The organism is Streptomyces rapamycinicus NRRL 5491 (assembly GCF_024298965.1).
GTDB classification, from domain to species: domain Bacteria; phylum Actinomycetota; class Actinomycetes; order Streptomycetales; family Streptomycetaceae; genus Streptomyces; species Streptomyces rapamycinicus.
The window spans coordinates 2,898,211-2,919,351 of the sequence record NZ_CP085193.1 but is presented as its reverse complement, the minus strand read 5'-3'; the positions used below and the strand labels follow the sequence as shown (position 1 = coordinate 2,919,351).

Annotated in this window: 17 protein-coding genes; 12 read left to right on the top strand and 5 right to left on the bottom strand. The window is 73.1% G+C overall.

Annotated features, from left to right (window positions below):
- Positions 1-118: 118 nt before the first annotated feature.
- A complete protein-coding gene (locus LIV37_RS11585) occupies positions 119-3,937 on the top strand; it encodes a hypothetical protein (protein WP_243146359.1) in 3,819 nt (1,272 codons plus the stop codon).
- Between the two features lie 122 nt (positions 3,938-4,059).
- On the opposite strand, the gene LIV37_RS11580 is transcribed toward LIV37_RS11585, so the two are convergent.
- Positions 4,060-6,135 (bottom strand): helix-turn-helix domain-containing protein, encoded by a 2,076-nt coding sequence (locus tag LIV37_RS11580; protein WP_243146360.1) that lies wholly within the window; start codon positions 6,133-6,135, stop codon positions 4,060-4,062.
- Between the two features lie 244 nt (positions 6,136-6,379).
- On the opposite strand from LIV37_RS11580, the gene LIV37_RS11575 reads away from it, so the two are divergent.
- A complete protein-coding gene (locus LIV37_RS11575; protein ID WP_020867298.1) occupies positions 6,380-7,069 on the top strand; it encodes a hypothetical protein in 690 nt (229 codons plus the stop codon).
- A 724-nt stretch (positions 7,070-7,793) separates the two neighbouring features.
- Positions 7,794-8,474, top strand: coding sequence for a GOLPH3/VPS74 family protein (locus tag LIV37_RS11570; RefSeq protein WP_020867296.1), 681 nt, complete (start codon positions 7,794-7,796; stop codon positions 8,472-8,474).
- Positions 8,475-8,601: 127 nt separating this feature from the next.
- Here the strand turns inward: LIV37_RS11570 and ssgD are convergent, their stop codons facing one another.
- Entirely contained in the window at positions 8,602-9,015 is a 414-nt protein-coding gene (gene ssgD / locus LIV37_RS11565) for a spore wall synthesis regulator SsgD (RefSeq protein ID WP_020867295.1), read from the bottom strand.
- A 228-nt stretch (positions 9,016-9,243) separates the two neighbouring features.
- Here ssgD and LIV37_RS11560 point away from each other — a divergent pair, with 228 nt between their 5' ends.
- Entirely contained in the window at positions 9,244-10,695 is a 1,452-nt protein-coding gene (locus LIV37_RS11560; protein ID WP_020867294.1) for a hypothetical protein, read from the top strand.
- Between the two features lie 166 nt (positions 10,696-10,861).
- On the opposite strand, the gene LIV37_RS11555 is transcribed toward LIV37_RS11560, so the two are convergent.
- Entirely contained in the window at positions 10,862-11,083 is a 222-nt protein-coding gene (locus LIV37_RS11555) for a hypothetical protein (RefSeq protein WP_020867293.1), read from the bottom strand.
- A 1,065-nt stretch (positions 11,084-12,148) separates the two neighbouring features.
- Between LIV37_RS11555 and LIV37_RS11550 the strand changes: the two genes are divergently transcribed.
- The 3 genes from LIV37_RS11550 (at position 12,149) to LIV37_RS11540 (ending at position 14,293) form a co-directional block, all read left to right on the top strand.
- Positions 12,149-13,063, top strand: a complete 915-nt coding sequence (locus LIV37_RS11550; protein ID WP_020867291.1) for a LysR family transcriptional regulator — start codon at positions 12,149-12,151, stop codon at positions 13,061-13,063.
- Positions 13,064-13,265: 202 nt separating this feature from the next.
- Positions 13,266-14,117 (top strand): helix-turn-helix domain-containing protein, encoded by an 852-nt coding sequence (locus tag LIV37_RS11545; protein ID WP_020867290.1) that lies wholly within the window; start codon positions 13,266-13,268, stop codon positions 14,115-14,117.
- Entirely contained in the window at positions 14,096-14,293 is a 198-nt protein-coding gene (locus tag LIV37_RS11540) for a DUF397 domain-containing protein (RefSeq protein ID WP_020867289.1), read from the top strand. Before LIV37_RS11545 ends, LIV37_RS11540 begins: the two co-directional genes overlap by 22 nt.
- Before the next feature lie 15 nt (positions 14,294-14,308).
- On the opposite strand, the gene LIV37_RS11535 is transcribed toward LIV37_RS11540, so the two are convergent.
- The gene (locus tag LIV37_RS11535; RefSeq protein ID WP_020867288.1) at positions 14,309-14,605 is read right to left on the bottom strand and encodes a YciI family protein; all 297 of its coding nucleotides are present in this window, start codon (positions 14,603-14,605) and stop codon (positions 14,309-14,311) included.
- Between the two features lie 30 nt (positions 14,606-14,635).
- Here LIV37_RS11535 and LIV37_RS11530 point away from each other — a divergent pair, with 30 nt between their 5' ends.
- Positions 14,636-15,358 (top strand): endonuclease V, encoded by a 723-nt coding sequence (locus LIV37_RS11530; RefSeq protein ID WP_020867287.1) that lies wholly within the window; start codon positions 14,636-14,638, stop codon positions 15,356-15,358.
- 120 nt (positions 15,359-15,478) lie between these two features.
- On the opposite strand, the gene LIV37_RS11525 is transcribed toward LIV37_RS11530, so the two are convergent.
- Positions 15,479-15,970 carry a DUF1203 domain-containing protein gene (locus LIV37_RS11525; RefSeq protein ID WP_121825589.1) on the bottom strand — a complete coding sequence of 164 codons (492 nt, stop codon included), beginning with the start codon at positions 15,968-15,970 and terminating at the stop codon, positions 15,479-15,481.
- 164 nt (positions 15,971-16,134) lie between these two features.
- Between LIV37_RS11525 and LIV37_RS11520 the strand changes: the two genes are divergently transcribed.
- From LIV37_RS11520 to LIV37_RS11505, 4 genes are all read left to right on the top strand, one after another.
- A complete protein-coding gene (locus LIV37_RS11520; protein WP_020867285.1) occupies positions 16,135-17,073 on the top strand; it encodes a dihydrodipicolinate synthase family protein in 939 nt (312 codons plus the stop codon).
- The gene (locus tag LIV37_RS11515) at positions 17,070-18,527 is read left to right on the top strand and encodes a sialate:H+ symport family MFS transporter (protein ID WP_020867284.1); all 1,458 of its coding nucleotides are present in this window, start codon (positions 17,070-17,072) and stop codon (positions 18,525-18,527) included. Before LIV37_RS11520 ends, LIV37_RS11515 begins: the two co-directional genes overlap by 4 nt.
- Before the next feature lie 174 nt (positions 18,528-18,701).
- Positions 18,702-19,847, top strand: coding sequence for a CaiB/BaiF CoA transferase family protein (locus tag LIV37_RS11510; RefSeq protein WP_020867283.1), 1,146 nt, complete (start codon positions 18,702-18,704; stop codon positions 19,845-19,847).
- A gap of 72 nt (positions 19,848-19,919) precedes the next feature.
- Positions 19,920-21,134 carry an acetyl-CoA C-acetyltransferase gene (locus LIV37_RS11505; RefSeq protein ID WP_020867282.1) on the top strand — a complete coding sequence of 405 codons (1,215 nt, stop codon included), beginning with the start codon at positions 19,920-19,922 and terminating at the stop codon, positions 21,132-21,134.
- Positions 21,135-21,141 lie beyond the last annotated feature (7 nt).

Sequence of the window (21,141 nt, the reverse complement as noted above, 5' to 3'; positions counted from 1 at the left end):
GCGCGGGCGGGGCGCGAGCGAGCGCGGCCGGGCGCGAGGCGTCGCGGCGACGGGTGTTCCGGGAAAGCTTCTTCGGGCGGGACGTGTGATCGGACGTGTGAGCGGCACAATCCCTGGCATGGTCAACGCGTCCGAAGCCCATCGCGGCCCCGAGCCTTCCCGTGCTCCCCAAGCCCACGGCGCCCCCGAAGCCGACGGCGGCTCCGAAGCCCTCGGCGCCCCCGATCCCCGGCGCGCCCTCGCCGACGAACTGCTCGCCGCCCTCGATCCGCTGCCCTTTCCGCGCCGGATGCGGGAGCTGGCCGGGCGGGCGCGGGCGGCGAGTGCCGAGGGGCGGCTGGGCGCGCTGATCGAGGAGTTGGAGCGGCGCGGGACGTACGAACGGCGGCTGGCGGCCGTGGCCGCGGCCGCCGGAGGGCGCACCGGCCATCTCGCGGCGCGGCTCGCCGACCCGGACCCCGTGGTGCGGCACCGCGCCCTCGACACCGCACGCCGCGGCGGCCCCGGCGCGGTCCCGGACGACGCGCTGGAGGCGGCCTTCGCGGACGCGCCCGCCACCGTACGGCGCGAACTGGCGCGCACCGTCGTGGCCGGGCGGCGCACCGCGCTCGCGGACCGGCTGATCGAGCCGTTCCGGGAGCGCTGGGGCGACGGCGAGGCCGCCCGGCTGCTCCCCGGATGCGGTGCCGACACCGTGACGCGGCTGCTGCCCGGACTCTTCCACGCCGTCCGTGGCTGGCGGCCCCTCGTCTCCCGGCATCCGGTGGCCGTCCTGGACGAGGCGGCGCGTCAGCTCGCCGCCCTGTCCGCCCCGCTGCGCGCCGACTGGTGGACCCGCTACGCGCCCTGTCTCGCGCTCGCCGCGCCCGTCGAGCCCGAGCGGGTGCTCGAACTGCTGGAGGACTACGGCCAGGGCCCGCTGCCGACCCCCGTACGGGCCCGGCTGTCCACTCTGGTGGCCGCCGATCCGAGCCGTACGCTGCGGCTGCTGCTCGCCCCCGAGCACAGCGGTACCCGGCGGCGGCTGGACCGGGCCGTGCTGCGCCGGTTCGTCCGCGCCGACCCGCCCGAGCTCGTCGAGCTGGGCCGGGCCCTGGACAACGACGCGGACCCCGACGCCCTCGCCCGGCTGCTGGCCGCGCTGCCGCCCGCCCGCCGCTCCGCGTTCTACGACCGGGCCACCGACCGAGCCATTTACGACCGGGCCACCTACGACCGGGCCACCGATGGCCGGGCCACGGACCGGGCCACCGACGACGGGGGCACCTGCGGCCAGCCCACCGACGACCGGGCTGCCTACGACCGAGCCACTGACGACCGAGCCACAGACGGCCAGCCCACAGACGGCCAGCCCACCGACGGCCGGGCCACCGATGGCCAGCCCACCGATGGCCAGCCCACCGATGGCCAGCCCACCGATGGCCGGGCCACTGCCCATAGCCAGGCCGCCGCCGGCCAGGCAACCCATGGACGCGACTCCGGCCACGCCGTGGTCGACCACTCCGTCATCGAACCCGCCGTGCTCGAAGTCCTGCCGCGTCCCCGCCGTCAGGCCGAGGCCCGCCGGATGGCCGCTCAGGCGCGCGAGCGCGGCGCGCCCTGGACCGCCGTGCTGGAGTCGGTGGCCCATCTGCCGGTCGAGGAGGCGCGCGAGGAACTGACGGCCGCCGTGCGCCGCTCCTCGGCCGAGGACCGTGCCCTGGCCCATCCGCTGCTGATCCGGTGCGTCGCCCGCTCCGCCGACCCGGACGCCCTCACCGAACTGCTGCGCCTGCTGGAGCGGTTGCGCAACGAGCAGGACCCGGTGCGCTCCGCGGCGCTCGGCGCGCTCGCCCACACCCACCCCGCGTTGTTCACCGACGACGCCGCCGAGCATCTGGACCGGATCGCCGCCGACGCGATCGCCGCCCGTGACTCGTCCTCCGCCACCCGCCAGGCGCTGCGCCGCCTGGCCGTGGCGCTGCTGCGCGAACACGCCGTCACCGGGCGGCGGCAGCTGCTGGGCTGGGCGCTGCGCACCCTCACCCGGCTCGCGGGCAGCGTCGGCGCAGCCGACCTGGGCCGCCTCGACCACCAGCTGCGGCGCGGTCAGGAGCAGGCGGTGTTCGAGGCGCTGCGGCCCTGGCTGGAGGCGGGCGCCGAACGGGTCGACCACGAGCTGACCTTCGCCCTCGCCCGCTCCCTCGGACGGCGCGCCCACACCCTCCCCGAGCTGCAGGAACTCCTGTGGCAGGCGATCTCGTTCGGCAGCGACGCGACGGCCCGCACCGCCATCGGGCTGTGGCTGGAACCACCGGCCGAGCGGGACGCCCGCGTGGCCGAGCTGCTCGCGCACGAGCCCTCGGCGGCCGTGCTGCCGCCCGTCCTGGCCGTGCTGACCCGCCGTCGCACCGATCTGCTCGACCTCGTCCTCGGCGACACCCCGCCGTACGGACGCTTTCTGACCCCCGGCACCCACTGGACCCCGCCCACCGGACGGGACACCGGCCGCTGGCTGCCCCGTCAGCAGGCCGCCGCCGCCCGCGTCCTGGGCCGGGCCGCCGCCGACACCTCCCTGCGACCGGGGCAGCGGGCGACCGCCGTCGCCGACGCCGCGCCGATCCCGGGCCACGGCGCGGCCACCGTCCGGACCTGGACGGACACCGACGATGTGGTCGTGGCCGAGGCCGCGCTCGCCGCCCTCGTCCGCACCGACCGCCCCGGCGACGCCCTGCCCGCCCTGTTCGCCCACGCGGGCGACGACCGGGCCCGGGTGGCGATGTACGCGGCCACCCGGGCGTCCCGGTACGTCGAGCCGCCACGGCTGGGGCGGCTGGTGCGCGGGGTGGTCGCCCCGGACGGGGTCGCCACCGCCGTACCGCCCGTCCCCGCGAAGGTCACCAGCCGTAAGGAGGCCGTCCGGCTCGCCGCCACCCTGCTCCCGGTGGCCGACGCCGCCGCGCTGCTCGCCGACGCCTTCGAACTGCCCGGCCAGCACCCCGATGTGCAGGCCGCCTGTGTCGCCTTCGCCACCGGGCTGCTCGACACCAAACGCGCCTGGGAACTGCTGACCGCCGCCGCGAGCGGACGGCGCGAGCTGCGCCACGCCGTGCTGCGCACCCGCCCGCTGGACCTCCCCGAGGCCCACCGCGGCCACTACGCCCAGCTCATACGCGCCGTCTGCGACACCGACGACCCCGAGGTGGCGGCGGCCGGGTACGGGGCGCTGGCCCGCTGGTCGCCGTGGGCGCCGGACGCGGCGGCCGTCCTGGTGGCCGCCGTCACCGACCTGGGCAACCGGGCGAGCTGGCGCCCCGCCGCCGACGCCCTGCTGGAGCTGATGGCCGCGGCGCCCGACGGGTCGCCCGGTGACAACCCGCTGGCCTGGGCGCTCGCCGCGCTCGCCACCGCCGACGCCCGGCCCGGCGGCCCCGACGCCGAACCGGACCGGGACCGCCCCGCCCACCGCCGCATCCGGCACCTCGCCGACCGGCTCGCCACCCGGGCCCGGATGCGGCCCCGGGTGACCCGGCGCACCGCGCGGGCCGCCGGTGAACTCCTCGCCGGATACGAGACGTTCGTCCAGGAGGCCGCCCATGTGCTGGTGAACGCCCTCGACCTGGACGCCCGCCCCGGCCCGCTGGCCGCCGCCCTCGCCCGCCTCGCCCGGCTGCACACCACCCGCCCCGCGCTCGCCGCCCGTACCGCCGACACCCTGCGCCGACGGCTGAACACGGCCACGCGGCCGGGCTCCGACGCGGCCCTCCTGCGCGCCGCGCGGGACCTCGACGAGGACGGCGGGCACGCCTCCGGACTCTTCGCCGCGACCCTTACGGAGGTGTCCGGGGCCCGTACGGAATGGGCGGAGCCCTGGCGGGAGCGGCTGCGCACGCTGCGCGGCCATCCGCACGCGGATGTGCGGGACGCGGCGCTGCGGCTGACGACGACGGTGGAGTGAGGAAGGCGGCGGTGTGTCCGGGGGCAGGGCCCGGGGTCCCTGGACCTGGGTCCCGGGGTCCGGGGACCGGGACCTGGGGGCCCGGGCTCCCGGGGCTCCTGGGGGCCCTGAGGCCCCGGGGGTCAGTCGCTCTTGTGCCAGGTGCCGTCCGCGTAGTCGTAGGCATAGGCGGGGCGCCCCTTGACACTGCTGGTGCGGAACGGCGAGCCGCGGTCGTCGATCCGCACCGTCCCCGAGCGGCCGCCGCTCGACCAGTCCAACTCCAGGTACCAGCTGCAGTCGCAGCCCGCCGTCCGGGCGTTGACCAGCAGCACCTCCGGATCCGAGGCCGAGACGCGGTAGGGGAAGTGGACGGCGGGGATCGGCTCGCCCGCGTCATTGCCGTCCGTGGGACGGGCCAGCGGACGGGCGGCGTCCAGATTCACCGAGAAGGCGCGCGGGGTGAGGGAGCCCCCGCAGCCGTTGTCCATGGCGAACGACGACCACGCGAGCGGGGTGCGGCGGCCCACGACCCGTACGTGCAGGGCCTGGAGGACGACGGCCGACGAGGCCCGGCCCTGCACCGTGACCTCCACATTGGTGGTCCCGCCGTGCACCGCGTCATGGGCGGCGGCCCATGTCGGGGCGTCCTGCTCGGTGGGCGGCGGGGCGACCCGGGTCGGGGGCCGGTCGATGAGATAGCGGTGGCCGCAGCCGTTCTCCCAGACGTGGGAACGGGTGGAGAGGGTGAGCGGGACCTGGGTGGACCCGCCGTGGTCCGTCCCCTTGGTCGCGCCGGGCGTCGGCGAGCCGGAGGCGTCCCCCTTGGCCCCCCGCTCCTTGCCGCGTTCGCCCTTGTTGTCGTCACCGCCCGGGGCGCCGGACTCCTCGTCGCCGTCCGTCTTCTGACGATCCAGATGGCCCCGGGCGGTCGACCCGGCGGGCGGCGTGGAGGTGGGCGCGGCGGAGGGAGGCACGGCCGCGGTGTCCTTACGGCCGTCATCCCCGGGCGGCCGCACCTCGACCGCGGTGACGGCGAGCACGACCACTGCGGCGGCCCCGGCGAGCAGCGCCCATGGCCGCCGTGCGCGTAAGGCGGTGGCGGTGTCCGTCGCGTTCGCCGCCACGGCCCGCAAACGGGCTCGCTTGGCGGGCGGGGGCTGGGCCTTGCCGGTGGCGGCGGGTCCGGTCTTGCCGGTGGCCGTGCGTTCGGCCTGGGCCTTGCCGGTGGCCGTGGGTGCGGCGGGTGCTTGGGGTCGGCTGCGGTCGGCCCGGTCGGTGGCGTCGGCCCGCCCGGTGGCCGGGGACCAAGGGCGGGGTGGTTGGGCCTGCCCGGGGGCCGGGGGTTCGGCCTCGGCCGTGGCCGCGCCGGACAGTTGGGTGTGGGTGCCGTCGGCCAAGGTGCGGTCCGCCCGGTCGTTGGCGTCGGCGCGCTGGTGTGGGTCGCCGTCCGGGTGTGCGGCCGCGCCGCGGTGCGCGGTGCGATGGGTCTGTGCCGACCGGTCCGGGCCGTCGTCGTCTCCGGGGCGGCCCGACGCGGGGTCGGCCGCGGCGGATGCGCGGCGCGCGGCCGGGTGGGCGTCGGGCATCGGAGCGGCCCTCGACGCGTCGGCCGGGGCGGCGGTGTCGTGTCGCTCATCGGCTGCGGCGCCCGGCTGAGCGTCGCGCGAGCCCGCACCGGCCTCCGGCCTGGTGGACGTGGCCGCATCCCGCTGAGGGTCGGTCACCGGGCCCGGGCCAGGCGTCGTGACGCGCCCCTGACGACGATCGGCGGCCGGAGGCGCGGCGGGCGCCGCGGTGGTCCCGGACGCGTTCGAGGCGGCGTCGGCGCCTCGTACGTCGGCCGACTGCCGAGGCTCACCGCCACCGGACCGGGCGTCCATCCGCCGCGCGGTGCCATCCGTGGCCGGGCCGTCGGCCGCGTCCTCGCCCCCGCGCGGAGCCGACATCGCACTCTCTCGCGCGCGGCGCTTCGCGGCGTCCGCGAGGATCCAGCGGCGGTGGAGCGCGACCAGTTCCTCGGGGGTGGCGCCGCACAGCCGGGCGAAGCGCTCGACGGGGGCGTAGTCCGTCGGGACCGCGTCGCCGTTGCAGTAGCGGTGCAGCGTGGACGTGCTGACGTGCAGTCGTGTGGCCAGCGAGCCGTAACTGCGGCCCGAGCGCTCCTTCAGCGCTCGCAGTCTCTCGGCGAAGTCCTCGACCTCTTTGGCGTTCCCCACGCCCACCACCCCCCAATATCGTCCCCGGCGCCGCGCGTCGTCCCGTGGGCGTCCCACGAGCGCGTTCCAGGGTGTTGTCATACCCCCAAGTCAGCGTACGTGCAGGCGTTCCAGCGTCCCGAATGCCCCGCCGGTCGTAGCCGCCACGGCCAGGTGGCGCACACGCTTGTCCTGCCGCCGCGACCTGCCGGTGCGGCGGCGACATGCTGAACCCTGAGATCGGGAAGAGACGGGGAAACACCTCATGCGCAAGCCCACGCACTCATTCCGCGGCGCCGCGCTCGGCGTCGTGGCAGCGGCCGTCGGGGTCGTGGCCGGGACCGGGCCGGCCCAGGCCCATGCACCGTCGGCCCAGGCCCAGGCCCAAACCCAGACCCAGACTCGGGCGGAGGCGCGGGCGGTCGTGCCCCAACGCACCCCCGCCCACCTCGTGCCGAGGGAGCTCCCGCCGCATCCGAGCTCCGACTGGTACGCGAGTGACGTCACCAAGGGCCTGCCCGAGACGCCTCCGTTCTGCGTGGAGAAGACCTTCCCGTCGGCCGGGGCGACCCACCGCACCTTCTGGACCGAGTACGACACCGGCGCCACCCAGATCGTGGTCAGGACCGGCACGGTGGAGGCGGCCCGCAAGCTCGCCGCCGCGGCCGAGAAGAAGATCCGGAACTGCGCCGCCGACTGGGAGGCCCGGTTCCCGGAGGGCACCGCCTCATGGCGGGACTACGGCGCCCTGACGGCCGAGGACGGCGCCCATGTCTACGGCGTCCACACCTCGTACCCGGACTCGGAGCCCGGTATCCACCTCTTCGGCGTGGGCCGCGACGGCCGGACCGTCACCGTCGTGACGTGGGGCGAGATGGGCGACTACGACCTGGCACCGCTGGCCGACTTCAAGCGCACCGCCACGACCGCCGTGGTCAAGCTGTACCACCCGTGAGCGGGGCCTGCCGGGGGTCTGACAGGGGCCTGACGGGGGACGGGGGGATGGCGGCCCGAGGGGGGCTGACGGGGGCTGACTGGGGCGGCACGGCCTGAGGAGGCCGACGAGGACCGGGCCGTGGCCCAAACGGTGCCGACGGGGGTGACGTGGCCCGGGGCCGACGGGGCGGCCGAGGGGCTGACGGGGGACGCGGCCCGAGAGGGCTGACGGGGGACGTGGCCCGAGAGGGGGCCTGTCGGGGGACGGGGGACGTGCCCTGACGGGGACGCGGGCCCGAGCGGGTCAACGGGGGTGATACCGCTCGGGGCCGAGGGGGAGGGGGGATCCGGCCCGAGGGGGCGGAGGGGGACGCGGCCCGAGGGGGCCGACGGGGGATGCGGGCCGAGGGGGCCGACGGGGATGCGGGCCGAGGGGGGCCGACGGAGGCCGACGGGGGCGGGGACCGGTGGCGGCTACGCGTACACACGGGGGTACGCGTCGCCGCCACCTCCGCGTGTCCCGGGCCCGCCGTCCTGGGGCCACCGTGTCCGGGGAGGGGCCATGTCCTCGGGGGAGGCCAAGACCCGGGGAGGTGACGCGTTCCGGGCAACCGGGCCTCAGCCAGGTGACGTGTTCCCAGGAGCCGCGGAGACCCCGTGGCGGAGGGTCGATCATGAGGGCACGTGGCCGATATGGTCGAAGCACGCCGCCCCACCGGACGCCCGACCGTCGGAGGTTTCCCGTGCCGAACGGATCGCTCTCCCTCGCCGCCTCGCTCTACCTGCTCTCCTACGACCCCGAGACCGGCCGCCCCGCCGGTGCTCACACCGCCCTCCTCGTCCGCGCAGCCGCCCTCACCGAACTCGTTCAGCGCGGCATGCTCACCGACGCCGACGGCAGCCCCTGCCCCGTGGCCGACGCCGCCACCGGTGACCAAACACTCGACGGGCTGCTGGAGCTGATCGGCGAATCCCGGCCGCGCAGCTGGCAGATCTGGGTGGGGCATCAGCCGCGGCTGACCGAGCACGCGGTCCGCGACCAGATGGTGGCGGCCGGATATGTGCGGGCGAAGGGGAAACGGATGCTGGGGCTGTTCCCGGCCAAGGAGTACATGCTGGAACGGCCCGATCAGGTGGCCGGGATGCGGGATGACGCGGTGCGCGTGCTGCACGGTGAGCAGCCGGCGGCCGAAGTGTCCGAACGGGACGCGGCGTTGGTCACCCTGGCGGCGGCGGGTGAGCTGCGGTCCGTGGTGACGGCCACGGACGCCAAGGTCCGCAAGCGCCGGATCCTGGAGCTTGGGGAACGCTGCGGGGGCATGGGCCCGGTGCTGGAGAAGGTGATCGCCCAGGTGCGGACGGCGCTCGCCGCCGCCGTCGTCACGGCCATGCTGGCGTCGACCACGGCCGTGACCGCCACCTGACCCCTCACCGGTGGTAGGGACGCGCTCAAGCGCCCGGGGCCGGACCCAGGCGCCCGTACGGGCCGGACCCAGGCGCCCGTAGGGGCCCGAGCCTCCGTACGTACCGGCCCGGGCTTCCGTACGGACTTCAGGCGTCTCTCAGCAGCGACGCCAGCCCCTCGTCCAGGTCGAGCTCCCCGGCCTCGCTGCCCTCGGGGACGACCGCGTACGACCGGCCGAGGAATCTGCGGAGGTCGGCGGTGTCGAACTGGACCATGGCCATGCCCTCGGGGGCATGGAACTCCAGGACCGTCCACTGTGGTCCGCTCGGCCACATCTGCACATCCCCGCTGCCCGCGGGGCCGCGCAGCCCGGCCGCGAGCAACTCGCGCCCGAACGTCCACTCCACCGCGGAGCCGTCGAGGGACGCGGAGGGCGGGAAGGAGACACGGACGGCGAATGGGTCGTCCCGCTCGTAGCGCAAGCACGCCGGAATCGCGCGTGCCTCGGGCGTCGACGCGATGAGCTGTGCCTGGACGGCTTGGTCGATGTCGGTGGTCACGTCGGCTCCCTTGCGATTGGTGCGGGGCACGTCGCCCTTACGACCGTTAAGACGTTTGGGCGATCAGGCCAGTGCACCCACTTTCGACGTGACGTGCGTCACGACTGATTTTTCGAGGGGACATAGGGCATTTAGGCTTGCCAATCCATGCAAGGTCTCGGGCGCCGTGCGGAGCTGTTACAGAAACGTCGGCAATGACGAGGCACCCACCCCAGGGGTTGTTCCACCATGACCGAAGGTCACGCGGCGCTCGACACGGCCGCCTACAGTCGAATCTACGAAGCCGAATATTCGCGTCTGTGCGGATATGCCCGAACTCTCACCGGCAACCCCTGGGTTGCGGGGGACCTGGTCGCCGAGGCGCACTACAGCGTGTGGCGTCGGATCCGCGCCGGGCATCCCGTCGGTGCCGACGCCGTCCCGGCCGAGCTGACGAGCGCCGTAAGGGCGCTGTCGGCCGGGGTGGGGAACGGGGGGCCGTCGCAGCAGGCGTCGTACCTCGAACCGCTCGTCCAGGTCCTCGACGAGCTGCCGCAGCGCTGGGTCAAGGCGCTGTGGCTCGCCGAGGTGGACGGGCTCCCTCCGGAGGAGGTGGCGCGGCGGACCGGGGTGAGCCCGGACGGTGCGGCGGCCCTGGTGGAGCGCGTCCGGGAGAGCGTGCGCCAGGAGTTCCTGCGCGCGCAGCCCGGCTATCCGGCGAGCGCCGCGTGCGGTGGGTACTGGGAGGGGCTGCCCGGCCATGTGCGGGGCGCGGACTCCCCGCATCAGGCGGAGCAGATCGCCGTCCACATCGACGGCTGCCGGGACTGCCGGGGCCGGATGGAGCAGCTGGTCGCGGCCGACGACCGGCTCCCCGCGCTGACCGGCCCGGCGCTGCTCGCGCTGTACGACCGGGACATGGCGCGCTTCCTGGCGCCGCTGGCCGCCGCCGGTGCGGTGGGCGCCGTGGGGGCCGCCGGAGTGGGTGCCCTGGCGACGGGCGGCGGTGCGCACGCGGCGCCCTCGAACGGGCCGCTGGTCTCCTCCCGCCGTTCCATGCACCACCTCGTCCGCGGGCAGGTGCGCCAGGCGGGGCCGGTGGCGGTAGCGGCGGCCGCGGGCGGCGTGCTGCTGGTCGCGGGGGCGGCGGTCATGACGGGGCTGGCGCTGACGGACGGCGGTTCGGCGGCGGCACAGCAGCCGGCGGCGGCCTCGAAGCCGTCCATATCGGATACATCCGACTCCGCCGATTCTTCTTCCCCTTCTGCGGCCACGTCGGGCGCCTCGCGGCACTCGGAGGGCTCGCGGGCGGGCGTTCCGGGGGAGGCGTCCCGGAACCGGCCGTCCACCGCGAGCGTGCCCACCGGGCACTCCCCGACGGATGCGCCGTCCAGCGCGGTATCCCCCTCCCGCAAGGCGCCGACGTCCGGTTCCTCCGAATCACCCTCGTCGCGGCCGTCTTCGCCCTCGTCGTCCTCCGCGTCGAATGGGCCGTCGCACCGGCCCACGGACGAACCGACCCAGAGGCCGACGGACGGCGCCACGTCGGATCCGGAGGGCACCCCGAGCGGGCAGCCGACGCGGCAGCCCACGGACGAGCCGACGCAGCGGCCCACGGCCAAGCCGACCGACTCCGGCTCCGACTCCGGCGACTCCCGGGGCTGCGTCTCGCTGGTGGTCCGGCTCTGCGTCTCCCGCTAAGGCCTCGTCGGCGATCCCGCAGGTTTTGATCGAGCGGGACTCGCTGCGGGACTTGCAACCGCCCTGTGCGCTCCACCGGCTTCGCCCGGTGGAGCGCCTCGACATCTTCTTGACCTCGTGCTGCAACGAAACATCCATATCGCTGCAGCGCCAAGGTCGTGCCCCGTCAGCGGAAGTGGACCCCCAGGTCGTAGCCCCTCCTGCTCGGGGAGCAGTAGTGGTCGTCGATCTTCCCCGCCTTGTGCATCTTCTGGGCTTTCTTCTCACAGGCGGCCTTGGTCGGGAACGAGCCGACGAACTGCCAGGGCGTCGCCTGCGCGGCACTTGCCCCGGCCATAGCGAAAGCGGCGCCGGCGGTCAGCGTCACAGCGAGCTTACGAAACTTCATGTGTACTCCTTATCCGTGTTACACCCCATGCCGATGCCACGGCGATTCCGCGCATCGGCTCTCTCACCGGATCAAGGCGCTTATTTGTTCGAGACCGATTCCAAGGATCGCGGCCGGCATAGGACAGCCTCTTAGAACTCGAAAATGGCGGGCAACACGTCGAGAACCGGGTCGGTTGCTCCGATTTCGCCCGCCGCGCGAACCTCCCCCTGCCCCCGCGCACCCGCCTTATCGGGCGGGCGCATTGAAAGCGGGCGACGGCACTTCACGCGCCTTGGTTCATCTGCATTTGCAGGTCACTCGCTGGTCTGCCGGCAAACGTCACCAAACGTACAGCTTATACGGACCGCCGTTGTTTGACCGGCAGCTCCAGTTGTCGCCGTAGCCAGGGGTGATCATATGCGCTGCCCTTTCGCACTGGTCATGTGTGGGATACGACGCGATATACCGCGAGGCATTCGCCGAAGCCGCCCCCGCACCCGCCATTCCGATCGCTGCCACGCATCCGAGCGTGACGATAGCCTTGCGAACCAGCATGTTTCCTCCAGAAATCAGCAGCAGACAGCGACGATTGTTGTCTGCCGATTGCGGTTGTCCTTCGAGCAGCCCATCGGCGGGCATTCGCCTCGGTATTGTTGCGTCGTAACCGAAACCACCTGCCCTGCCCACACTTGGCCGGATGCCCGGCCGGGCCCGAGGACCCTCAGGGGTGGCTTGGCGAGGTGGATGGTGGCCATCTCCGTGGGCGACCGCATCAGGACATCACGAACGCCAGTCGTGATCTACAGCTGAAATAGTTCTGGATCGAGGGCGTGTCGGGCTATGCCTGGCTTGTTCAACAAGGTACGGGGCAGCGCAGCCGGAGTCATGGCGCGAGCGGGATGCCGATCCCGCGGGAGTTGACCCGCCTCGTTGTTACAGCGTGGGGACAAGACGGTGGTCGGACACGGGTACGAGCCTGCGACCATCAGACGAACGCCTTCTGAACCGGCATTTCCTCGTGGCGCAGATCCGAGCGTGGTGCCGAGTGGAGGTGGCACTAAACGGAGGTCCGAGGGAGGCCCGATGGAGATCCGCCTTCTGCGTTACGTGGTGACTTTGGCCGAGGAGCTGCATTTCGGGCGGGCGGCCGAACGGCATCACATCTCGCAGCAGCCCTTCGGGCAGTACATCCGGCGTCTCGAGCACGAGGTAGGCGCTTCGCTGTTCGAGCGGACCAGTCGGCGGGTGACCCCGACCCCGGCGGGTGTGCGGCTCGTGGCCGAGGCCCGGGTGCTGCTCGAGGTGGTGGACCAGCTCGCCGAGCGCGCCAGGTCCGAGGGCGCGGGACGGGACGAGCGGACGCTGCGCCTCGGGGTGCTCGGATTCGGAGCGGGGCAGCGGTGGGATGACCTGCGTGCGGCGCTGAGCGCTCAGGTGCCCGGATTGTGCGTCGAGTACGTCGACCTGGACTGGTCCACGCAATACCGCGCCGTGCTCGACCACACCGTGGACGCGGGGATCATGTGGCACGCCGGTCCGGTGGAGGGGTTGCGGTCCGACGTCGTCCTGTCGTCACCCCGTGTCGCGGTGGTGCCCGCCCGGTCGCAGCTTGCCGATGCCACGTCGCTGAGTATGGACGATGTCGCCGACGGGCCATGGCTGGCGACGCCGCGCCTGAGCCCGGCCTTGCGCGAATGGCTCGGGCCCGCCGCCGAGCCGGGGCCGAACGCACCGGTCGTCCGTCAGCCGGCCGCCATCCCGACCGCCGTCGCCACCAGCGGATACATCGCGCTGCACGCGGAAGTGGCACGCGACTTCTATCCGCGCCCCGATGTGCGGTTCGTTCCCTTGGAGGGAGCGGCCCCGGAGATCGCCGTCATCACACGAGCCGACGACGAGCGTCCGACCATCGCCGCCCTCCGGCGAGCGGCGCGCTTCGCCCGTGGCGGCACCGTCACCCTGCCGGTCACCGAGCAAGGCAGCCACCGCAACAGATAGCGCCTGCCGAGCGCACACATTGAAAAGCGACAACTCATGGCGAACCCGACGGCGGTCGGCGCCCGCTGGCGGTGCTGATCACACCGGGGCAGTGTCACCGGGGTTCAGTTACGGAACGTGTCAAATGCGTTGCCCTCCGGAGCGTAAGCTCAAAACAAGCCAGCGGTCCTAGCCGGACAGCGGGACCAGGAGGGATGGACCAATGACGTTCCAGCCACGCGAACTCTTCCCCGACCGCTCCGCGCGCGACCTTTTCGGCGCGGAGGTCCGCCGCCACCGCGAGAAGGCGGACATGTCGCTGCGGCGGCTGTCCGAGGTGCTGAACTACAGCAAGTCCCACCTCGCCCGGATCGAGGCGGCGGAGTCGCTGCCGTACGACGACCTACCGGCGAAGCTGGACGCGTGCTTCGGCACGGATGGGATGTTCGCACGGATCTATGCGTTGGCCAAGAATGAGCCGTTTCCGGGGAAGTACCGGCGGATGATCGAGATCGAGAAGCGCGCCGCCGTTATCGAGCAGTACGTGAGTGTGGGCGCTCCCGGGCTGCTCCAGACACCGCGCTACGCGGAGGCGTTGATGCGCAGTGTCCATCCGCACGCGCCGAACGCGGAGATCGAGGCCATGGTGAAGGCGCGCATCGACCGGCAAGCGCGGCTGGTCGAGCCCAAGCCGCCACGCTGCTGGTTCATTCTGGACGAGGCCGTGCTGCACCGCCCCGTGGGCGGACCGGACGTCACGTGCGATCAGTTGGCCTTCCTGCTCAAGCAGGGGACACAGTCGCACGTGACCATTCAGGTGCTCCCCTTCGCGGTAGGAGAGCACCCGGAAATGCTGGGTGGTGTGCTGAAGATCTACACCGTGCCCGGCGAGCCCCAGGTGGCCTACGAAGAAGGCAGTCGGTCAGGTGTCCTCACCGAGGACCAAGTGGGAGTCGCCATGCGCCGGGAGAACTACGATCTGCTCAGGGCAATGGCCCTATCGCCTCGCGAATCCGAGGCAATGATCCAAACCGCGATGGAGGATTACACCCCATGCCCACGACCAGGGACGTAAGTGCGGCGGTCTGGCGCAAGAGCAGCTACAGCAACGGCGACGGCGGCGACTGCGTCGAGGTCGCCGACAACCTCCCGGGCCTCGTCCCCGTCCGCGACTCCAAGAACCCCGACGGCCCCGCGATCCTGTTCCCCGCCGGATCGTGGGCCGCGTTCATAGCCTCCCTCAAGGCATGAGCCGAAACGGGCTCCTTACGGTCGCTGCTGGCGGTAATCGGCGAGCGCGGGAGCCGTACGCGTGGCCAGGAACTCGGTGATGGTGTAGTCGCCGACGCCCGCGACCACGAAGGGGTCGCTCGCCAGCATCTCCTCGATCCTCGCCCGGTCGTCGCCGAGCGCCAGGATGACTCCGCCGTCACGCGGGTTCTTGGGTCCGGAGGCGAGGAAGACGCCGTTCGCGAAGTGGTCGTCCACCCATACGAGGTGCTCCGGGAGGGCGGCCTCGACGCGGTCCGCCGAGGCGGTGTACGTGATCTCCAGTACGAACATGACGGGCAGGCTAGTAACGTGAACGGCACGATGACCAGCGCCGTCGATCCACGATATGAGCTGCCCCGCGACTGGCCCACGACCGAGGCCGAGGCCATCGCCGTCCAGGAGCGGACGCGGGCGTCCGTGGTCGTCGGCGGGGAGGTGCCCGAGCCGGGCACCGGCACCGGTGTGGTCGTCGGGGTGGACGTGGCGTACGACGACGAACGCGACCTGGTCGCGGCCGCCGCCGTCGCCCTGGACGCCCGTGGCCTCGATGTCGTCGCGGAGGCGACCGCGGTGGGCCGGGTCACCTTCCCGTACGTCCCCGGGCTGCTGGCGTTCCGTGAGATCCCGGCCGTCCTCGACGCGCTCGGCGACCTCGGCCGGCGGCTCGGCCGCCACCCCGATCTGGTGGTGTGCGACGGCTACGGCCTCGCCCACCCCCGGCGGTTCGGGCTGGCCAGCCATCTCGGGGTGCTCACCGGGCTGCCCACCATCGGCGTCGCCAAGAACCCATTCGGCTTCCGCCACGCCGACCCGGGGCCGCGCCGTGGCGACTGGTCGTCCCTGCTCGACGGGGACGAGGAGGTCGGCCGGGCGCTGCGCACCCGCGACGCGGTGAAGCCGCTCTTCGTCTCCGTCGGCCATCGGGTGACCATCACGGACGCCTGCGCGTACACCCTGCACCTGGCCCGCGACTTCCGGCAGCCCGAGACGACACGGCGCGCGGACGCGCTGTGCCGCCGGGCCCTGAAAGCCGCCACGCTCTGAACGCGGTGTGGTGAGTCCGGCACTCCGAACGTGGCGGCCGCGCACGCGGTACTCCGGGCGCGGTGCCGGGGGAACCCCTGTACCCCCCGGCGCCGCCCCGCCCCCGGGGTGCCGGACGCCTCAGACCCGCCGCGTCTCGGCCAGGAAGCAGCCGAACTCGACGGCCCGCACATGCACCGCCGCCACCCGCGGGTCCCCGTACAGCTCGGCCAGCCCCTCCTCGATCGTCGGCTCGCCGTCGTTCAGCAGCCGCCCACCGAGGATGTTGCCCTCGGCCGTGTACGCGCGCAGCACCCGCCGTTGGCCCCGGATGCCGTCCGCGACGCCGGGGCCGGTCCAGCCGTCGCACTCCTCGAGGTGAATGAAGACCGGGCCGACCTCGTTGTACGGGCCGGGCGTGGCGCCCGTCTCCCGCGCCCAGCGGCGCAGCGGGGCGTAGGAGACGAGCGCGATGGTCTCGTGCGGCCGGCTCCGGCCCAGGCAGCAGCGCATCGGGTTGCCGCCCTCCTCGTCCTCCACCACCACGCGCGGGGGGTTGCCCGCGTCATCGGTGATCCGCAGCTGCTTCAGCACCTCGGGCGCGATGGCCCGCATTTCATGGTTTCCGTCCATGCGGTCAAGCCTGGCCGGTGGGCTCGCGGCGCGCTGGCGGGATTCGGACGAGGCGCTGAGGCGGGAATGTACTTGACAGGGCGATGGCGCTCCGTCAGATTCGGGCTCCGAACATAGGACGTCCCACGTCCATATTGTCCTGCTATCCAGAAGGCTGGGTGTCGATGAGTCTTCCGGCTCCCCTTACCGGTGTCGTTCCTCCCCTGTGCACTCCGCTCACGCCCACGGGCGAGGTCGACACGCGTTCCCTCGCCGCGCTCGCCGAGCGGCTGATCGACGCGGGGGTGAGCGCGCTGTTCGCGCTCGGCTCCAGCGGAGAGGCCGCCTATCTGGGCGACCGCAGCCGCCGTACGGCCCTTACGGCGGTCATCGAGGCCGCCGACGGCCGGGTTCCCGTGCTCGCGGGCGCGATCGACATGACGACCGCGCGGGTGCTCGATCACGCCCGTACGGCGGCGGAGCTCGGCGCGGACGCCATCGTGGCCACCGCGCCCTTCTACACCCGCACCCACCCCCTGGAGATCGCCGACCACTTCCGGCGGCTGCGCGCCGGTGTGGACAGGCCGCTGTTCGCGTATGACATCCCGGTCTCCGTCCACTCCAAGCTGACGCCCTCGGTCCTGCTGCCGCTGGCCGCCGACGCCACGCTGGCGGGGGTCAAGGACAGCAGCGGGGACGACGGGGCGCTGCGGCGGCTGCTGGTCGAGGTCCGCCGGCGCGGCCTCGCCGGCACCTTCACCGTGCTCACCGGCTCCGAACTGTCGGTGGACGGCGCCCTGCTGGCGGGCGCCCATGGTGTCGTCCCGGGGCTGGCCAACGTCGATCCGGCCGGGTTCGTCCGGCTGTACGAGCACGCGCGCGCGGGACGCTGGCAGCAGGCGGCCGCCGAACAGGACCGGCTGGCCGCGCTCTTCGCCATCACCGGCGCCGGGGATCCCACCCTCATGGGCGGCAGTTCCTCGGGCCTGGGCGGCTTCAAGGCCGCGCTGCGGCTGCTGGGCGTGATCGAGTGCGCGGACACGGCCGCGCCCCAGGTGCCGCTGGGCGAGGCGGCCGTCAAGACCATACGTCAACTCCTGGAGGAGGGAGGGCTGTTGTCGTGACCGAAGCCGCCAAGGTGCCCTGGTACCGCGAGGTCTCACCCGGTCAGTGGAAGTCCCTGTTCGCCGCCTGGATCGGCTATCTGCTCGACGGTTTCGACTTTGTGCTGATCACGCTCGTCCTGACCGAGATAGCCGACGAGTTCGACCTGAGCACGGCGTCGGCGGCGAGCCTGGTCTCGGGCGCCTTCATCACCCGCTGGCTCGGCGGGGCGGTGCTGGGCGCGCTGGGCGACCGCTACGGCCGTAAGACCGCCATGATCATCAGCATTCTGCTCTACTCGCTCGGCACCTTCGCCTGCGGGTTCGCCTGGAACTACATCAGCCTGTTCACAGCTCGCCTGGTGATTGGCATGGGCATGGCCGGTGAGTACAGCGCAAGCGCCACCTACGTCCTGGAGAGCTGGCCCGCGCGGCTGCGCAACCGCGCCTCCGGCTTCCTCATCTCCGGCTACTCGGGCGGCACCATCATCGCCTCCGAGCTCTACAAGTGGGTGGTGCCCCACTGGGGCTGGCGCTGGATGTTCTGGATCGGTGTGCTGCCGGTGCTGGTCGCCCTGTGGGTGCGGCGCGCGCTCCCGGAGGCCGGGGACTGGCACGAGGAGGTGGCGGCGGCGCGGGCGCGGCCGAACCCCTTCCGGCCGCTGTTCGCCGGACGCACCCGGGCGAGCGTCAACACGGCGCTGGCCGTGGCCGCGAGCGTCGCGCTGTTCCTGGTCTTCACCCCGGCGGGCGCGGGCTGGCGCTGGCCGCTGTCGGTCCTGGCGGCGGGGTGCCTGTTCGCCTTCGCGGCCCAACTCGGCGGACGGCGCCGCTGGCCGCTGTACGTCTCCCTGATGTGCACGGTCTTCTGCGCGTTCCTCTACAGCTGGCCGATCCAGGCGCTGCTGCCCACCTATCTGAAGGAGCAGCTCGAGTACTCGCCCTCCGAGGTCACCGATGTGATGTTCTACGCCGGGTTCGGAACCATGGCCGGCTGCTGGCTGGCGGGCTTCGTGGGCGACTGGCTCGGCACCCGGCGCGCCTACGCCGTGACCCTGCTCGCCTCGCTGGCCTTCGTCTTCCCGGTGTTCGCGGTGCAGGACTCGCTGGTCGGGCTGGGAGTGCTGCTGTTCTTCCTGCTCGCGCTGAGCCAGGGGATCTCCGGCATCCTGCCGAAGTACATCGCGGGCCACTTCCCGACCGGGAGCCGGGCGGCCTCGCTCGGATTCGTCTACAACACCGGGGCGCTCGGCGGCGCGGTGGCGCCGGTGCTCGGCGCCCATCTGGCCGAGGGCATGTCCCTCGGCCGGGCGCTGGCGGTGCTCACCTTCGGGCTGACGCTGGTGGTGATCGTGCTGGTCGGCGCCGATGTGCCGCGCCGGCTGGGCCGGCTGACCGATCCGGAGGGCGACGAGGACCATCTCGTGCCCGGACAGCCGCTGTCGATCGCGGGGCCCGACCTGAAGAAGACCTGATCAGAGAGGTCGGTCGGCGCCACACCCGGCCCGCCGCGCGCCCGCACGGCCGAACCCCCTTGCCGGTCAAGGGGTTTGGTTATCCACAGACCCAGGAGAGGGCTTGTGGAATGCGGGACGCGTTCTTAGCATCGGCGGTGTTACAGCGGTGGTGTCACACGATTGGGGGACGGAATGACGGTGGCGGAGGAAGGCGCGGCAAGCGGCCCGCTGGCCGGGGTGCGAGTGGTGGAGCTGGCCGGGATCGGGCCGGGCCCGTTCGCGGCCATGGTCCTCGCCGACCTGGGAGCCGATGTCGTGCGCGTCGACCGTCCCGGCGGCGCCGGGGGCCTGCGGATCGACCCGGACTACGACCTCGCCAACCGCAACAAGCGCTCGGTGCTGATCGACCTCAAGGCCGACGGGGGCACGGCCGTCGTGCTCGACCTCGTCGAGCGCGCCGACATCCTCATCGAGGGCTACCGCCCGGGGGTCGCCGAGAAGCTGGGCCTGGGCCCGGACGACTGCCTGGCCCGTAACCCCAAGCTGGTCTACGGCCGGATGACCGGCTGGGGGCAGGAGGGCCCGCTCGCCCGGACCGCCGGCCATGACATCGGCTATATCGCCGTCACCGGCGCCCTCAGCATGATCGGCGCCGCCGACGGCCCGCCCGTCGCCCCCGTCAACCTCCTGGGGGACTACGCGGGAGGCTCGCTCTACCTCGTCATCGGCCTCCTCGCCGCCCTGCACCACGCCCGCGCGGGCGGCTCCGGCCAGGTCGTGGACGCCGCGATCGTCGACGGCACCGCCCATCTGACCGCCGTCACCCACGGCATGATGGCCGCCGGCGGCTGGCGGGACCAGCGCGGCACCAATCTCCTCGACGGCGGCTGCCCCTTCTACGGCACCTATGAGACCGCCGACGGCGGCTATATGGCCGTCGGACCCCTGGAGCGCAAGTTCTACACGGAGTTCATCGAGCTGCTGGGGATCGTCGACAAGGCCCCGGCCCGCGATGACTTCGACAGCTGGACCGCGCTGCGCGACGCCATCGCCGACCGCTTCAAGGAGCGCACCCGCGAGGAGTGGACCGCCGTCTTCGGCGCCTCGGACGCCTGCGTCGCACCCGTCCTGTCGCTGCGGGAGGCCCCGTCCCATCCGCAGCTCGCCGCCCGCTCCACCTTCCTCGACCACGGCGGGATCACCCAGCCCGCGCCCGCCCCGCGCTTCTCCGCCACCCCGGGCGCGGTGCGCCGCGCGCCCGCCCGGCCCGGGGCGGACGCCGACGAGGTGGCCCGCGACTGGGGAGTCACCTCGCTCATCGAGGGAAACCCGTCATGAGCCCCATGTCTCCGCTTCCCGCCGGACCACCGAGCCGTCCCCGCGCCAACCCTCCTCTGAAAGGCCGCTGACGTGAGCACCGAAGCGTATGTGTACGACGCCATCCGCACCCCGCGCGGGCGCGGGAAGGCCGACGGTGCCCTGCACGGCACCAAGCCCGTAGACCTGGTGGTGGGCCTCATCCATGAGCTGCGGCGGCGGTTCCCCGAGCTCGATCCGGCGGCGATCGACGACGTGGTCCTCGGTGTCGTCAGCCCCCTCGGCGACCAGGGCTCCGACATCGCCAAGATCGCGGCGATCGCGGCCGGGCTCCCGGACACGGTCGCGGGCGTCCAGGAGAACCGCTTCTGTGCCTCGGGCCTGGAGGCCGTCAACCTGGCGGCGGCCAAGGTCCGTTCCGGCTGGGAGGACCTGGTGCTCGCGGGCGGGGTCGAGTCGATGTCCCGCGTGAAGATGGGCTCCGACGGCGGGGCCTGGTTCGCGGACCCGATGACCAACTACGAGACCGGTTTCGTACCGCAGGGCATCGGGGCCGACCTCATCGCCACCATCGGCGGCTACAGCCGCCATGACGTGGACAGCTACGCCGCGCTCTCCCAGGAGCGGGCCGCCCGCGCCTGGAAGGAGGGGTACTTCGACCGCTCCGTGGTCCCGGTCCGTGACCGCAGCGGGCTGACCGTCCTCGACAGGGACGAGCACGTCCGCCCCGGCACCACCCCCGAGACCCTGGCGGGCCTGAAGCCGTCGTTCGCCGCCATCGGCGAGGCGGGCGGCTTCGACGCGGTGGCGCTGCAGAGGTACCACTGGGTCGAGGCGATCGACCATGTCCACCACGCGGGCAACTCCTCGGGCATGGTGGACGGCGCCGCCCTGGTCGCCATCGGCAGCCGTGAGGTCGGTGAGCGCTTCGGGCTGACGCCGCGCGCCCGGATCGTCTCCGCCGCCGTATCCGGCGCCGACCCCACCATCATGCTCACCGGCCCGGCTCCCGCCACCCGTAAGGCGCTCGGCAAAGCCGGGCTGACCATCGACGACATCGATCTGGTCGAGATCAACGAGGCGTTCGCGGCGGTCGTGCTGCGCTTCGTGGAGGACATGGGGCTGAGCCTGGACAAGGTCAACGTCAACGGCGGCGCGATCGCGATGGGCCATCCGCTGGGCGCCACCGGCGCGATGATCCTCGGCACGGTGATCGACGAGCTGGAGCGGCGGGGCGGGCGGTTCGGGCTGGTGACGCTGTGCGTGGGAGGCGGGATGGGCATCGCGACGGTGGTCGAGCGGCTCTAGAGCGGTC

Coding starts and splice junctions, on each gene's coding strand:
- LIV37_RS11585 (WP_243146359.1), top strand. CDS start 119: ATGGTCAACGCGTCCGAAGCCCATCGCGGCCCCGAGCCTTCCCGTGCT.
- LIV37_RS11575 (WP_020867298.1), top strand. CDS start 6,380: ATGCGCAAGCCCACGCACTCATTCCGCGGCGCCGCGCTCGGCGTCGTG.
- LIV37_RS11560 (WP_020867294.1), top strand. CDS start 9,244: ATGACCGAAGGTCACGCGGCGCTCGACACGGCCGCCTACAGTCGAATC.
- LIV37_RS11555 (WP_020867293.1), bottom strand. CDS start 11,083: ATGAAGTTTCGTAAGCTCGCTGTGACGCTGACCGCCGGCGCCGCTTTC.
- LIV37_RS11550 (WP_020867291.1), top strand. CDS start 12,149: ATGGAGATCCGCCTTCTGCGTTACGTGGTGACTTTGGCCGAGGAGCTG.
- LIV37_RS11545 (WP_020867290.1), top strand. CDS start 13,266: ATGACGTTCCAGCCACGCGAACTCTTCCCCGACCGCTCCGCGCGCGAC.
- LIV37_RS11540 (WP_020867289.1), top strand. CDS start 14,096: ATGCCCACGACCAGGGACGTAAGTGCGGCGGTCTGGCGCAAGAGCAGC.
- LIV37_RS11535 (WP_020867288.1), bottom strand. CDS start 14,605: ATGTTCGTACTGGAGATCACGTACACCGCCTCGGCGGACCGCGTCGAG.
- LIV37_RS11530 (WP_020867287.1), top strand. CDS start 14,636: ATGACCAGCGCCGTCGATCCACGATATGAGCTGCCCCGCGACTGGCCC.
- LIV37_RS11525 (WP_121825589.1), bottom strand. CDS start 15,970: ATGGACGGAAACCATGAAATGCGGGCCATCGCGCCCGAGGTGCTGAAG.
- LIV37_RS11520 (WP_020867285.1), top strand. CDS start 16,135: ATGAGTCTTCCGGCTCCCCTTACCGGTGTCGTTCCTCCCCTGTGCACT.
- LIV37_RS11510 (WP_020867283.1), top strand. CDS start 18,702: ATGACGGTGGCGGAGGAAGGCGCGGCAAGCGGCCCGCTGGCCGGGGTG.